Source organism: Vibrio toranzoniae (assembly GCF_024347655.1).
GTDB classification, from domain to species: Bacteria; Pseudomonadota; Gammaproteobacteria; order Enterobacterales; family Vibrionaceae; genus Vibrio; species Vibrio toranzoniae.
The window spans coordinates 1,089,095-1,103,618 of record NZ_AP025515.1; the positions used below are offsets into that span (position 1 = coordinate 1,089,095).

Sequence of the window (14,524 nt, forward strand, 5' to 3'; positions counted from 1 at the left end):
ATATGAAAAAGAGTCCTCTTTACTTAGCACTATTATTAGCATCAGTAACCAGCTCTGCTGCTGAGTGGGATTACCCGAGTGGCAATACGGTAGTGACAACGCAACAGGAAGCTAAAGCCTATTTAGAACAAGCTTACCCAGAGGTGGGTACTTTTAGGTTTCGCTATGAAAGCCTGTCTAAATTAGGGCATCACTATAACTTTGATGTGCTAATTGAAGGTGAATATCAACCGCAAAAGTCCGTTGTTTTATCAACTGACACAGATGAACAGGTCTCACGAGTTTTCAGAAGTTTAGAAAATACCGTGTTACTGAATGGAAAGCCAACAACGGCCGCCGAACTGGAAGCTCCCCGCCAATTGGAGGCAGAGCACGCGCCAAGTTTAAGCAGTGGACAAGTTGTGTCGACTCACGTGAATGTGTTCAGCCCTGATTTGAGAACCATGGACAGAGCGGCACCACCAGAACGTTTGTTAACGGATGTGAGCCAGTATCCGAATGTTCCACATTATGTTCAAACTGATGTGGAGGTATTGCGTCATGGCGATGGTATTTACCTTACTAATGCTCGCGTATCCCAAGTTGATGCTACGGCTTTGTTCTCTATTGATCCTGATTCTGGCTCGGTAACAGACCGTGACAGCTCAAATTTTCTCGCCGCGGAAGGTGTCACAAAGTTTGCTGATCTGAACGAGCTTCACAATGTAGATTGGCAAGATACTCGATTCTCGCAATTAATGGTTTTTGCTCATCTTGACCAGTCTTTACGCTATATCAGTAGTTTAGGTTTTGATGTGTTTGATTCACCTCTTGAGTTTGATGGCAGAGGCTTATCAGCAGACAACTCAACCTATTATTACGGTCCTAAAGCTGTCTTGTTTGGTATCGGCGGGGGATCTCCAGACGCATTAGACGGTGATGTGATTCTGCATGAGCTGGGGCATGGGATTCACTATCACATCGTGAAAGATTGGGCATATGGGCATACGGGTGCCATCGGTGAAGGGTTTGGAGACTACTGGGCGGGGAGTTTTAGCTTTCGTACTCAGTATGAAAATGCCCAGACTCGAGGACAAGAGTTCGAGATAGATACTGTTTTTAACTGGGATGGGTACTTTGGTGTAAGGAAGACCACTCGTAGCTTGTGGAACCAAAGAGCACGCTACTTTAGACAAGCGGAGTATCGTCCTCATGAAAGTGTTGCGGGTGAGTTAGGGGATGAACTTTGGTCAACGCCACTATTCCAAGCCCTGAAAGCATCGGTAGAACAGTATGGAGACGTTGCTTTTAAGGAGTTTGATTCAATCGTGCTGGAGTCTATGTACGGCCTCGGTCGTGGATTGAAAATGCACGACCTAGCTGAGAGCACACTGTTTACGGCTAAGCAGTTGTATCCAAATAGAGATTACGCCGAAATATTGAAGCAAAAATTTGATGTGCATGGGTTGATCATAGAACCATTCAAGATAGAAGTTCCTAGCCGTTATGTCGATCCAGATAAAGCGTTGACGATCGATATATATCCAGCGCTAAGGCAAGCTCAGCTCGATGGTCAGATCAATATTTCTGAATTGGTGAAGTTGTTTGTTAGCCCTCCGGTTAACCAACTAACGATTGAAGCGACACTTCCGAAAGGCGAGATGTGTGGTTCTTCAGTCACCATGAATACGAGTGTTGACTATCGATACAGTGACGCACTGAAATCACAAAACTGGCAACATGATTTGTCACTTGTTTATGGCTTACCTGTACTCGAATCCGATATCAAAGAAGTAAACAGCTACCTTCCTGATAGTCGATTTAGCTCGACAAATCAGCCGATCGTTGGCTTTAAAACATTCAATTTCATTCTAAATGGAACGGGTCAGATCGCAGACGAGAATTTCGGACTGTACTTAGATATCGAGCACCCTCGTTTGAGCGATTTGGTGGTCACTTTGATTTCACCGAAGGGAACACGAGTCGATTTGCTTAACCATAATTCGACGCGATTTTCTGGTTTTGATGGTTACTTCACACTCAAGCATGACTCGGTTCTTGATTCGTTTGCGGGTGAGCCGATTAACGGGTCTTGGCGTTTAGAGATCGCCGATTATGTGAATGGTGAAACTGGGAACCTAAAGCGTTGGGGACTCGGCGCTATTTCGAAATACGAATGTGGCGAAACGACGGTTTCACCGCAAGAGCCCGTCGTTGCTAGTGGCGATTCTGGTGGCTCAGCTTCACCCATATTGATTCTATTCATGTCCTTGCTCTCGTTCAGCAGGTCATTTTCTATACGTTACTTGTCTTCAATGGCAAGGCTCTTTAAAAACAAAACAAGAAGATAACTCTATGAAACCTCAATTGACAATTTTGGCCATCTCTTTGGCTCTTGCTGGCTGCGGTGGTTCAGGCGGTTCCGATACCTCTGCATCAGCAGCACCAACCTATACAGTGTCAGGTACAGTGACAGCACAGAATATAGATTTACAAAGTAAGGTCTGCGCAGACTTAAATCAAAACTACATGTGTGATAGTGGGGAACCAAGTTCGACGGCAAACACGAGTGGCGAATTTAGTATCACCAGCACTAAGAAATCGATTTTATCGGTTCCTTTATTAGCTCAAGTGGATTCGGGTATAGCAGCCAATAGTTCGGGTGGTTCTGCATCGTCTTACGCTTACATTGCAGCCCCAGGTTTTCAAAAGACGTCTGGAAATGAGATTAACGGTATCAGCTCACTACTTGCGGGTTATGTGGCTGATGGACTGACAATTGCGAATGCCAATATCAAATTAAAAGCGCAGTTGGCGAAAAGCGGCATCACTATCTCTGGCAATATTCAAGACGATTTATCTGCGTCTGAACTCGCGAGTCTGGAACAAAATGTCGTATCAACTATTAAGGCATTTAAACACTCTAATCGTGCATTCATGCTGGCTCAATTGAGTGCGAAATTTGATAAGAGTGCGTCCGATTATGTGTGGGGAATCCTAGATACTGACCAAATTACGGCTTTTGCAAATTTCCTCGAAGGAGAGCTAAAAGCAGCTATAGCATTGAATGATACTGGTGTTTTACGCTATTTCTCAGATATCGATGACACACAAGATGTCGTTGAACCACAGAGTTCATTCCCAGGTCAAGATGCAGAATACGGATTTGATAAAACAGAGCTGAATACCAATACCGGCAATGGTTTCCAGTTCGCAAAGCTAGATTCAAGTGGCCAGGTGCTTGCTGATGATGCGACCCAGTGGTCTTGTGTTCTGGATCAACGCAGTGGTTTGATTTGGGAGTCGAAAACGGATGATGAAAGCTCTATTCAACATAAAGATCGCATATTAGCGCTTGAGTTACCCGGAATAGTAACGCCTTACGATCAAGATGTTGATTTAGCGACGTGTAAAACGAAAGGTGATGCGATATGTACCACTCAAGATTACGTTGAACATATCAATGCAATGAACTTATGCGGCAAGTCAGATTGGCGCTTACCAACGTTCCATGAATTCTACAACGTGCTCGACTTCGGTGAGACAGAAACCAACTCGGACGGTGAAGTTTATGGTTTAACTTACAAGTACTTCCCATATCAAACCCTTGGTATTGATTATACAACTTACACTGGCTCAGTATGGACTCAATCCATAACTTATAGCCAATACACAAATGGCGCTGTTGAAGGTGGCTTCTATTATAACGAGATTGGAACACAAGGCTCAGATAGAGGAGTTGTTGGTTCTATAGAGATCTATTCAGGTGATGTTGATTCTTCAGATAATTATGACTCGTACCAATTTCCAGTTCGTTTAGTTTCACTACAAGGTCAATAGATATGAAAAATTTACTCTCCATCACTTTAATGGCTCTGTTTTCTGCGGGTGCAATGGCACAAGAGTGCAGTTTAGATATGGAAAAATCGGCGCCGAGCACGCGTTATGTCGCGAATGATAATGGGACGTTTAGCGATGAACTGACAGGATTAACTTGGATGCGTTGCCAGCTGGGCAAAACTTGGGATACGAAGACATTAGCTTGTAGTGGACCGGCTGAAACGTACCACTGGCAGAGTGCGCTTGCTATGGTTGAATCAATTAATGACCAGAGTGGCAGCCATGCGTTGCATCAGTTCGGTGGTGAAAAAGAGTGGCGCATGCCAAACATCAAAGAGTTAGTGTCATTAAAAGAAGTGGCTTGCCACTCTCCAGCAATAAGTCACAAGGTGTTTGGTGATACGTTTAACGTTGAAGCTGGAAACTTAGCTTCGTTTATATGGAGTTCAACTCCTGCGAGTGATGGTCAGAGCGTGATGACGTTTGATTCCATTAACGGTGAGGTTTATCAGTACAACGCTGCACAATACAAGTTTAGCGTCCTATTAGTTGCAGAATGATTTAGTTCTTAATCCGTAAATAAAAAGGCCGTGGTTTTCCACGGCCTTTTAGGTTTTGGTATATAGGTCTTAACTTAAGTCTTAGACCTTAGACCTTAGACCTTAGACCTTAGACCTTAGACCTTAGACCTTAAAGTAATCCAACTGCTGTTTCTGTTGCTCAGCTAGGTTAGATAGCTCGTAGCTTGCTGCTGCGGCTTGAGTAATACCGGTTACGTTTTGGCTCACCAAGCTATAGATGTTTGAGATATTGCGGTTGATGTCTGACGTCACCTGGCTTTGCTCTTCGGCAGCAGAGGCTACTTGAGTGTTAATTTCTGTCATGTCGGTTACTGAGTTGGCAATGCCTGAAAGCGCTGAGCTAACTTCACCTGCTAAGTGTTGGTTACGCTGTAGCATTGACAGTGAACTGTTCATACTCTCGTTTGCGTTACCTGATTGAACCTGTAAGCCCTCGATAATTGTTTGTATCTCTTTGGTTGAATCTTGCGTACGAGCCGCTAGTAATCGTACCTCGTCTGCAACCACGGCAAAACCACGGCCACTTTCACCTGCGCGAGCGGCCTCGATGGCTGCATTCAGCGCAAGCAGGTTGGTTTGTTCTGAGATGCTTTGAATCACTTCGATGACGTTCCCAATTTGTTCAGAGTGTTCTTTCAGTGTGCTTACAACGTTAGCGGCTTCGCTAAGTTGAATAGCCATTTGTTCGTTAGCTTGGCTGCTTTCATTGAACAAGCTCATGCTGTGAGCCGCCATTTCATCTGCTTGTTTCGAAGCCGAATCGGCTTGTACCGCATTTTCGTTAACGTGCGATGCTGTGCTCTCAAGTTGGTTTACAGCAGAAGCGACTTGTTCGACTTCTTGCTTTTCTTGGTCTGAGTTGGCGCTTGATTGTGTCATTACTGCAGCCAGCTCTGTAGATGCAGAAGCGACTTCGATACTGATGCGAGACAATGAACTTACCGTATCACGTAGTTGCTCAACTGACTGGTTTACGTCTTGTGCAAGGCGTGAAATCTCGTTATCGCCATACTCTTCGGCTTTAACCAGAAGATTGCCTTTGGCGACTTCACGCATGGTTTCTTGAATATTGCTCAGCGGCTTAACAATGATGCCTGCAAGCGTCCAACTGATGACTAATGCAATAGAAAGAACCACTGGCAGGGCTATGGTCGCGGTATCCAGTGTGTTGGTGTGTTGCTGACCATTCACGCTGATTGCTTGAGTAGCGAGGTGGTTAAGTTGTTTTGAAAGCAGGTTGATTGCTTTGACCATTTCATTGCCAGCGTGACGGTATTGGTCAGTGGCAGCTTGATAACGAGCATCGAAATCGGAAGGCTGGGCGTTGGTGTTGTGTTTCATTCTTAATAGAGGAAGCATCGTATTACGTGAGAAATCAACGTAGTGTTCCATGGCCTTACGCATGCCCGCGACTTCGTTTTGCATTCCTTGTACGGTGTCCAATGAATCCAATAGGCGAGTATTCTGATCAAGCTTTTGGTTAAGCGTTTCTACTAGAGTTTTTACATCATCAGCGTTAAATAGACTGTAAATTGCTTTAATGCGCATACCGTAGCTGTTGTCGACGATTTCGCTAAGCTCTTCTTTATGTAGGATGAGTTGGTCCGTTGCTGTTGATACATCTTTAAATGCGCTTTCCAGCTTATCACCACCAATAATGACGCCCGCTAAAAGTACTACAACGGAAAATAGCACTGGAATAAGAATCTGTATTTTTATAGATAAGCCACTGAGTAGTTGGCGCATGTATTGTCCCTCTTTGAATAAACGAATAAATGAGAATTGTTCTTATTAGGATTAATTGGCGATTTTAACTAATAAGATTGATAATTCAATCAGTAATGGCTATTGCTTTGATAAATGCGATAGATATTTGATATACATTATTATTTCTCGTTTTAAATGGCAGTTTGCTAAATATTTCGATCATTCATTTATGGCTGTTTAGTCAGAAATAGTGGCAAGGGTTCGAGATAAGTAAAGCCGTTACTTGAAGTTGAGCACTTAGATTTTTGTGAAAAATGGATGGAATAAGTGAATCAATGGCTATGACTATCAACTGGTGGAGTAGGGGAGAAATGAGTCATTAATCTGTAGTTGTCATATAGGCTTCAATTTAGTGAAACACAACTGTCACATTTAGATTCTAAAGTGGGCACCGTTCAAGCAAAACATAACATTACGGCAATAACGCCACTAAAGGAAATTTGTGATGAAAAAGACAGTTATCGGTGCAATCGCCCTTCTAGGTGCACTAACAGTGACTCCAGCTTCAGCTAAAGAAACTATTTCAGCAGTTGGTTCAAGCAGCGTGACTCCACTGATGGAAGTTTTCTCTGAAACATACATGAAAACGAATTCAAATGTATTTATTGAAGTGCAAGGCCCTGGTTCTTCGGCTGGTGTTAAAGCGGCTAAGAACGGCAGTGCAGATTTAGGCATGTCTTCTCGTAACCTTAAAGACAGCGAAAAAGAAGCAACTCTAGTTGAAGAAGTGGTTGCTCGTGATGGTATCGCAGTCGTTGTTAACTCTAAGAATAGCCTTCCGGGTCTAACCGCTGAGCAAGTAACAGCTATCTACAAAGGCGAAGTTACAAACTGGAAAGACGTTGGCGGTGCAGACAAGCCAATCGTAGCAATCACTCGTGATACAGCATCTGGTACTCGCGGTGCATTCGAAGACATCATGTCTCTTAAAATGAAGATTTCTGGTAAGAAAGTATCAGCAATCTCTCAACGTGCTCAAGTTGCTAACGGTAACGGCGCACTAAAAACAATGGTTGCATCTAACCCTTACGCAATCGGCTACATCTCTCTAGGTACAGTAGATAACTCAGTAAACGCGCTTGCAATTGACGGTACTGAAGCATCTGTGGACAACGTTAAAAACGGCTCTTACAAAGTAGCTCGCCCTTTCCTAGTTCTTTATAAAGAAGGCCAGCCTTCTTCTGAAACTCAAAAGTTTCTAGATTGGATGCTAACAGACGAAGCTCAGTCTTTAGTTGAGAGCAACGGCTACATCTCAATTAACTAATCTAAACCTAAATTAATAATATTGCTCAGCCTACCTTTTCAGGCTGAGCCTTTTCTATCCCACTTCGAGTTAACCCCATGCGCTCATGTTGCGTGCTAGGGATTATCGATATGTGAGACTTGTTATGACCATCGCAACGAATAGTGAACAGCTTATGAATAGCGAAGCGACTCAACTGAAACGCAGCTTACGTCAAAAGAAGCGTGTAGATTGGAAAGAGCGTATTTTTCACGGCTTATTTCTTACAAGCGCAATTATCGGCATTGTATCTCTTGCTGTTATTGCTTACTTCATCGTTAAAGAAAGTATCCCCGCATTCCAAGAAGCGGGCCTATCAGGTATCGTTTTAGGGCAAAACTGGCTACCACCTGCACTTTACGGTGTTGCTACCATGATTGTAGCTTCTGTCGTGTCAACATTAGGTGCGGTCGTTGTTGGTGTCCCTATTGGTGTACTAACGGCAATATTTATTGCGGAAATTGCACCAAAGCGTCTGGCAGACATCATTCGCCCTGCTGTTGAATTGTTAGCGGGTATCCCATCAGTAGTTTACGGCTTCTTTGGCCTTGTCATTATTGTCCCTTTGATACAAAACGTATTTCAAGTCCCTGCGGGTAACACCATTTTGGCGGGAATCATTGTACTCGGTGTGATGATCCTTCCGACAGTAATCACGGTGTCAGAAACGTCCATTCGTGCAGTGCCAAGAACATATAAAGAAGGCTCTTTAGCGTTAGGTGCTTCAAAGATTTTTACCATTTTTAAGCTGCTCGTTCCTGCTGCTCGTTCAGGCATTATGACTGGTGTGATTTTGGGTATCGGTCGTGCGTTAGGTGAAACGATGGCAATCATCATGGTGATGGGTAATGCGCCAGCTATGCCGGAAGGTATTTTGGATTCTGCTCGTACACTGACGGCGAATATTGCGATTGAAATGTCTTACGCAAGTGGTGTTCACGCAAGTGCACTATACGCAACGGGTGTTGTTCTTCTTATTTTCATTATGTCTCTAAATGCGATTCTCCTTTACTTGAACCGCGAGAAGGCGAGGTAAACATTATGTCTTTAGAAAATAACGTAACACCTCAAGCTAAAACAATAATGTCACAAGGCAGCAAGATGGATAGAGTCGCATTAAAGAAAGCACGTGTACGTACAGATGTAGTTCTAAGTGGCTTTATTTGGGCGGCAGCCGCTTTAACTGTTGGCTTCCTGTTCTGGATTATGTGGTACATCCTTTCTAACGGTTTACAACACGTAGATTGGAAGTTCATTACTGATGACTACACTCGTACTGGCGATGAGCACGGTATTTTCCCGATGATAATCTCTACGATTTATATGGTTATCGCTTCGATTGCTGTTGCCGCTCCACTTGGCATTATGACGGCAATTTATCTAACGGAGTATGCAAAGGTTGGCAGTCGTTTGGTTAAGATCATTCGTTTTTGCACTGAATCGTTAGCGGGTATCCCGTCGATCATTTTCGGTTTGTTTGGTATGACATTCTTCGTAGCTATTTTAGGTTTAGGCTTCTCTATCCTATCGGGTGCGTTGACCTTGAGTATCCTGATTCTCCCGGTGATTATTCGAACCACAGAAGAAGCGTTGATGGCTGTTTCTCAAACTTACCGTGAAGGTTCGTATGGTTTGGGAGCTTCTAAAATATATACAATCTGGCGTTTGATTCTTCCAAGTGCAATGCCAGGTATCTTAACTTCGGTCATTCTTAGTATTGGTCGTGTAATTGGTGAATCTGCGCCAGTATTTTTGACCGCAGGTATGGTTGCTCGTATCCCAGATTCATTATTGGATTCTGGTCGTACACTAACGGTTCACTTATATAAGTTAACGACCGAACTGTTTACCATTGAAGAATGGAATCAAGCATACGGCACAGCAACAGTACTGATTGTTCTTGTACTGCTGATCAACACACTCACTAAGTTGATCGCAAGACGTTTTAATACTGCAACTTACTAAGCAGGTTTTTCTAGAGCTAAATGAGCTCATAAAACAAACACAGTACAGACTTTGACGAATTACGAGATTACGAACATGAACAAATTTAATATTAAAGACCTAGACCTTTTTTATGGTGATAACCAAGCACTTAAGTCAATCAATTTACCCGTACCTGAGCGTCAAGTTACTGCGCTTATTGGCCCGTCTGGTTGTGGAAAATCAACGCTATTACGTTGTCTTAACCGCATGAATGACCTAATTGAAGGTGTTAAGATTACAGGCCTTCTTGAGATGGACGGTACCAATATCTACGGCAACATCGATGTTGCAGACTTGCGTATTAAAGTGGGTATGGTATTCCAAAAGCCAAACCCATTCCCAATGAGCATTTATGAAAATGTAGCTTACGGGTTACGTGCTCAAGGCATTAAAGATAAAAAGCACATTGATGAAGTTGTGGAAAGCTCACTTCGTGGTGCGGCATTGTGGGATGAAGTAAAGGATCGATTGAAGTCGCACGCATTCGGTCTATCTGGTGGTCAGCAACAGCGTTTATGTATCGCTCGTACCATTGCAATGGAACCGGATGTAATCCTAATGGATGAACCAACATCGGCGCTAGACCCAATCGCGACACACAAGATTGAAGAGTTGATGGAAGATCTGAAGAAAGATTTCACTATCGTTATCGTAACGCACTCAATGCAGCAAGCGCGTCGTATTTCAGACCGTACTGCTTTCTTCCTAATGGGAGAGCTTGTTGAGCACAACGAAACGAGTGTTATTTTCAGCGAACCAAAAGATGATCGTACTAAAGGTTACGTAAACGGTGACTTTGGTTAATTGATTATTTAAGTGCAGTATTTGGCTTTTGTTTTCATTGTCAAGTACCCAAGCACGCTAACTGAAACGCAGGTTAGATAATCGAATAGATCGACAGAATTATCACTATAACTATAAGCGATGGAAGTTTTGCCCCACTTTAGGTGGGGCTTTTTTGTGCTTCTAAAAAAGCACTTATGTCGATGTAACTTTGGGCAAGAAATCCCATTTTTGTAGTGCTTCTCATGTCTGTAATAATGTTAAAAGTGAAATTGCGAGCCGCTTAACATCTCATTTTTACTTATATTGATTGCATATTAAGCCTTCGGTATTTTTGCTTTATTCTTAATAGCCAATGGACGAGAGCTGTGTCTGTAAAAGCCTTTGCAAAGCAAATATCTGCTATTCGTGATCATCGCTTATTGGCTGAATCTCTTTTTGAATATCTTGTTGGAGTGCTTATTCCTAAAGGGATTGGAATATTTACTGAGCCGAAACCGGAAAGTGAATCGTTGCTGCTATTTTCTTTCGGTAACCTAACTCCATTGTCGATCTACCCCGCGCCATTTTGGTCATGGATTTCACAATTTGATACTGCTGATGGAATGTTGCCTATGGCCACTAATCCATGTCTATGGGAGCATATAGACGTATTGGGTGGTGAGTCATTCATCATGGTGCTCGACAATGCCTCTGATTGTAGAACGTATTTAATGGCTCACAATTGTAATACTGAAAAACTCAACCAAGCCTTTGAGCGGAGGTTTGATATTCTTCTGTTAGCCGCCGCCCGTTGGCAGGGTATTCGCGCAGAAAAAAATGCGGCAATTGAGATAAAACACAGAGATATTCGTGAAGCTCAATACCTCGATGAGATCAAGCTACGTGATCTATTTGTCGACAACATGAAGTTAGTCCATCAGGTGGCGTTAGAGCTTTCTAACCCTGAGTCATTGGATGCGTTGTACAAGGCTTCAGTCGAAGCGGTTCGCGACCGATTGGGCTTTGATCGTGCCATTTTCATGCTACTCGATATGAAGAAGCGTTGTTTCAGTGGTACTTATGGCACTGACGAAGCCGGCAAAACAAACAGCGAACACCATACTCAGTACGATTTACATCAATTAGATGCTGAATACATTGAGGCGTTGTCAGATAATCACACTAGTCTGGTTGTCATCGAACAAGCCCCCTTATATACAGAAGGAAACGTAGTCGGGCAGGGGTGGAACGGTATGCTTATATTGCGTGAAGGAGACAAACCTGTCGGCTGGATCGCCATGGATAACTACATTCATCGTTCACCGATTACTAATTATCAAAAGCAGATGCTTGAATCCTTTGGATCTCTGCTTTCTCAGATCTACATACGTAAGCGTCAAGAGCAGAACATCCGCATGTTGCATTCGAGTATGGTTGAGCTGTCTCGTTGCGACACCGTCAGTGAAGTATGTAAGTCCGCAGTGAGCTTCGCTATTCAACACTTAGGCATTGACCGATTAGCGGTGTTCCTCACGGATAAAAACTGTAGCTACATGCAAGGCACGTGGGGCACTGATATTAAAGGAGACATAGTCGATGAGTCCTATTATCGCTCTGAGCTGGTGGAACGTGACATCGTAGCCGCAGCGCGTGCTTGTCCTAACCAAGTGGCGTTTGAAGAGTCTGTTCCTATTTATCACGATTTCAATATTGTCGGAGTCGGTTGGACGGCAATGACCATGCTCACCACAAATACAGGTGAGCCGATTGCGTTTATTGCTGCCGATAACCTTTTAACTCGCAGCCCTTTAACCTCACAGCTTCGTGAAGTGATACGTATCTTTGCTTCAAGCCTTGCCGAGGTGCTGCAAAGAACCATGGCGCAAGAGGAGCTGAAAAAGCTCAATGAAACGCTAGAGCAAGAAGTCAGTAAGCGAACTCAAGAGCTAGAGTTGGCCAATGAGCAACTGGATGTGATTTCTAAGCTCGATCCGCTGACTCGCCTTGGCAACCGCCGAATGTTGGCTCAGGTTCTAGATGATTTAAATTGCGACGATCAAGGCGCGTTCGCCACGCAATGCGAAGTCACATTTGGATTGGTTTTAGTCGACCTAGATCACTTTGGTTTGTACAACAGCGTTTATGGCCATACTAAGGGTGACGCTGCTCTGCGAACCATCGGCAAGATACTTAATGCCCACGTTTATCGTGATAATGAGACTTTCTGCCGTATTGGTGGTGAAGAGTTTATGTTGTTGATGATCGGCACTAATTACTCTGAAACTAAACAGCGCGCAGAGTCTATTAGAAAGTGCATTGAAGAGGCGAAGATCCTTCATTGTGAAAGCAGTACTAGCCAGTATTTAACTGCATCGGTTGGGTATGCCTCGATAACTTCTGACCAACACCAGTTCGACTTTGATTTGCTGTATGGCAAGGCAGACAAAGCCTTATATCAAGCTAAAGGTTCGGGAAGAAATAGGATCGTTTCTGCTTTGAAGCGAAGAAAAGTTACGACGCCACTGACTTAGTGTGGCATTTATTTTTCTGCTCTGAAAAACGAATGAAGCCGTGATGAACAGTAAGTGTTCATCACGGCTTCGCTCTTTTCCTGTTTTATGACAGCGGTTTCTGCCTAATTAAAGTCTTTCTAACGTGTTTTTACGCGTTTTGCTAGAGAGTCGCTTTGGTTTCTTAACCGCTTTGATTGCCTCAGTAGGGTTCCATGATGGGTTTGTCGAGTTAGCTTCACCATAAAGGCTTTGGTTTAGCTTGCTTAGCTCAGCTTCAACGGCTTCTAACGTTTTATCACTCAAATCTGGATTTTCAGCTTTCCACTGTTCAAACAAGGTTCTGCTCATCACGCCATCTTTTGTTTTTAGAGCTTCAATAAGCGCTTCTGCTGTATCTGATTGACGTTCAACAGCGTGGGTTGGTTTTGTCGTTACACCGCGGCGTAACCAGAAGTAGAAAGCCATCACTGAGCTAATCAACCACAAGGCTGCGAATAGTGCGGTGAGATAAGGCCAGAATCCTGGATTATCAACAGTCACAAGCGTTGGGCTGACTTGTTGGGCTGGCGGTGCTGTGACTGGTGGTGTGCTAGATGTCGCACGGTCACTTGCCTTTACCGCTAACTCTAGCCCAAGCGCTTTACTGGTTTGCTCCGATTGTGAATCAGTGTTGAACCAAGCTTGAGATACTTCCGGAAGCGAGATATTTCCGGCTTCTTTCGGGATCAGTACCTGCTTGTAAACCACCACAGCATCGCCTGACTGCGTTGTGCCAAATTGCGGCTTCTCTTCATAAACACGAACCGATTTAGGGTAGGTGACATTGAGTTTCGGCAGTTGGTGCTGGGTTAAGTTGCTAGCCGTCATAGTAATGGTACGAGTTAACGAATCACCCGCTTCCATTTCGATGGTTTGGTTGTCGCCTCCCAAACCATTGTTATTGGTTAGCTCGTTACCTTGGCTATCTGACCATTTTTGAATCAACTTGAAGTTCGATGTTGGTAACCACTCACCTTGGTAGCCTTTTGGTACCTCTTTTACGGTTAAATCTAGGGTTTCAACGGGAGTGTCGAGTTGGAACAATCGCGTTGTACTGGAGTTGTTGGTCGAGTAGACAACGGCTCCCGTCAGCTTCGGTCCGTTCAGCTTAAACTGACCAGATTTTTGTGAAGATATACGGAAAGACTGTTGAACAACCGTCACCTCTTGTCCATTGAGGACATCTTGAAATTGCTTCGATTCACCAATAGGTTCCACATCTAAGCCCGGCGAGCTCGGTGGCGCTATTTTAGGGTCTTGCAGCCTTCTTGGGTCAGCTTTAATAATGAGTTTTACATCCAGCTCAGCGACTTCTTGTGGGTACAGCGAGTCTTTACTCAGGTTAAGCTTGAACTCAGCCATATCATGTTGAGTGGGTGCCGCTTTATTAACGGCAACATTGATGGTGATTGGCTTGGTTTTTGCCCCTTCAATATCGAAGCTAGGGATCTGAACCTTGCCCAAACGAAGAGGAGCTAGGCTGATGTTCCATTCACTTGACACCGAACGGCTACCATTGACGATTCGCATCGACGACCCAAAGCTTGGTGTGCCGACATAGAAATCCTGTTGGAGCGCCGTTAGATCTAAAGCATCAGAAGAGACCTTTTCATCGGTTGCGACTCTAAGTAGGAATACTTGATCTTTGGTGACACTGTTTTGTGAAACGCTCGCTACGGCAGTTGCCGCCAATGTCGAAAATGACGAGAAAGCTCCTAACAGCAGCGTTAGGAGTATGGATAAAAATGGCTTGTTAAGAAATCGCATGG

Annotated in this window: 10 protein-coding genes; 8 read left to right on the forward strand and 2 right to left on the reverse strand. The window is 43.9% G+C overall.

Annotated features, from left to right (window positions below; all coding sequences use genetic code 11):
* Positions 1-2 precede the first annotated feature (2 nt).
* The 3 genes from OCU50_RS19200 to OCU50_RS19210 are packed head-to-tail and all read left to right on the forward strand — an operon-like array spanning position 3 to position 4,379.
* Positions 3-2,330 (forward strand): proprotein convertase P-domain-containing protein, encoded by a 2,328-nt coding sequence (locus OCU50_RS19200; protein ID WP_060469284.1) that lies wholly within the window; start codon positions 3-5, stop codon positions 2,328-2,330.
* Positions 2,331-2,334: 4 nt separating this feature from the next.
* Positions 2,335-3,819 carry an Lcl domain-containing protein gene (locus tag OCU50_RS19205; protein ID WP_060469285.1) on the forward strand — a complete coding sequence of 495 codons (1,485 nt, stop codon included), beginning with the start codon at positions 2,335-2,337 and terminating at the stop codon, positions 3,817-3,819.
* A gap of 2 nt (positions 3,820-3,821) precedes the next feature.
* Positions 3,822-4,379, forward strand: coding sequence for an Lcl C-terminal domain-containing protein (locus OCU50_RS19210; protein WP_017074659.1), 558 nt, complete (start codon positions 3,822-3,824; stop codon positions 4,377-4,379).
* A 123-nt stretch (positions 4,380-4,502) separates the two neighbouring features.
* On the opposite strand, the gene OCU50_RS19215 is transcribed toward OCU50_RS19210, so the two are convergent.
* The gene (locus OCU50_RS19215) at positions 4,503-6,146 is read right to left on the reverse strand and encodes a methyl-accepting chemotaxis protein (RefSeq protein WP_060469286.1); all 1,644 of its coding nucleotides are present in this window, start codon (positions 6,144-6,146) and stop codon (positions 4,503-4,505) included.
* Between the two features lie 466 nt (positions 6,147-6,612).
* Between OCU50_RS19215 and OCU50_RS19220 the strand changes: the two genes are divergently transcribed.
* From OCU50_RS19220 to OCU50_RS19240, 5 genes are all read left to right on the forward strand, one after another.
* Positions 6,613-7,434, forward strand: a complete 822-nt coding sequence (locus tag OCU50_RS19220; protein ID WP_060469287.1) for a phosphate ABC transporter substrate-binding protein — start codon at positions 6,613-6,615, stop codon at positions 7,432-7,434.
* Between the two features lie 124 nt (positions 7,435-7,558).
* Positions 7,559-8,488: a phosphate ABC transporter permease subunit PstC gene (pstC, locus tag OCU50_RS19225; RefSeq protein WP_017057899.1), complete on the forward strand. Its 930-nt coding sequence runs from the start codon at positions 7,559-7,561 to the stop codon at positions 8,486-8,488.
* 65 nt (positions 8,489-8,553) lie between these two features.
* A complete protein-coding gene (gene pstA / locus OCU50_RS19230) occupies positions 8,554-9,417 on the forward strand; it encodes a phosphate ABC transporter permease PstA (protein ID WP_029627204.1) in 864 nt (287 codons plus the stop codon).
* 75 nt (positions 9,418-9,492) lie between these two features.
* On the forward strand, positions 9,493-10,242 hold the full coding sequence (gene pstB, locus OCU50_RS19235; protein ID WP_017057901.1) for a phosphate ABC transporter ATP-binding protein PstB: 750 nt from the start codon (positions 9,493-9,495) through the stop codon (positions 10,240-10,242).
* A 347-nt stretch (positions 10,243-10,589) separates the two neighbouring features.
* Positions 10,590-12,734 (forward strand): sensor domain-containing diguanylate cyclase, encoded by a 2,145-nt coding sequence (locus tag OCU50_RS19240; protein WP_060469288.1) that lies wholly within the window; start codon positions 10,590-10,592, stop codon positions 12,732-12,734.
* Between the two features lie 108 nt (positions 12,735-12,842).
* Here the strand turns inward: OCU50_RS19240 and OCU50_RS19245 are convergent, their stop codons facing one another.
* On the reverse strand, positions 12,843-14,522 hold the full coding sequence (locus OCU50_RS19245; protein ID WP_060469289.1) for a BatD family protein: 1,680 nt from the start codon (positions 14,520-14,522) through the stop codon (positions 12,843-12,845).
* Between the last annotated feature and the right edge of the window lie 2 nt (positions 14,523-14,524).

Excerpts from the sequence above, each read along its gene's own strand:
- OCU50_RS19205 (WP_060469285.1), top strand. The coding sequence starts at position 2,335 with ATGAAACCTCAATTGACAATTTTGGCCATCTCTTTGGCTCTTGCTGGC.
- OCU50_RS19215 (WP_060469286.1), bottom strand. The coding sequence starts at position 6,146 with ATGCGCCAACTACTCAGTGGCTTATCTATAAAAATACAGATTCTTATT.
- OCU50_RS19245 (WP_060469289.1), bottom strand. The coding sequence starts at position 14,522 with ATGCGATTTCTTAACAAGCCATTTTTATCCATACTCCTAACGCTGCTG.
- OCU50_RS19200 (WP_060469284.1), top strand. The coding sequence starts at position 3 with ATGAAAAAGAGTCCTCTTTACTTAGCACTATTATTAGCATCAGTAACC.
- pstB (WP_017057901.1), top strand. The coding sequence starts at position 9,493 with ATGAACAAATTTAATATTAAAGACCTAGACCTTTTTTATGGTGATAAC.
- pstA (WP_029627204.1), top strand. The coding sequence starts at position 8,554 with ATGGATAGAGTCGCATTAAAGAAAGCACGTGTACGTACAGATGTAGTT.
- OCU50_RS19210 (WP_017074659.1), top strand. The coding sequence starts at position 3,822 with ATGAAAAATTTACTCTCCATCACTTTAATGGCTCTGTTTTCTGCGGGT.
- OCU50_RS19220 (WP_060469287.1), top strand. The coding sequence starts at position 6,613 with ATGAAAAAGACAGTTATCGGTGCAATCGCCCTTCTAGGTGCACTAACA.
- pstC (WP_017057899.1), top strand. The coding sequence starts at position 7,559 with ATGACCATCGCAACGAATAGTGAACAGCTTATGAATAGCGAAGCGACT.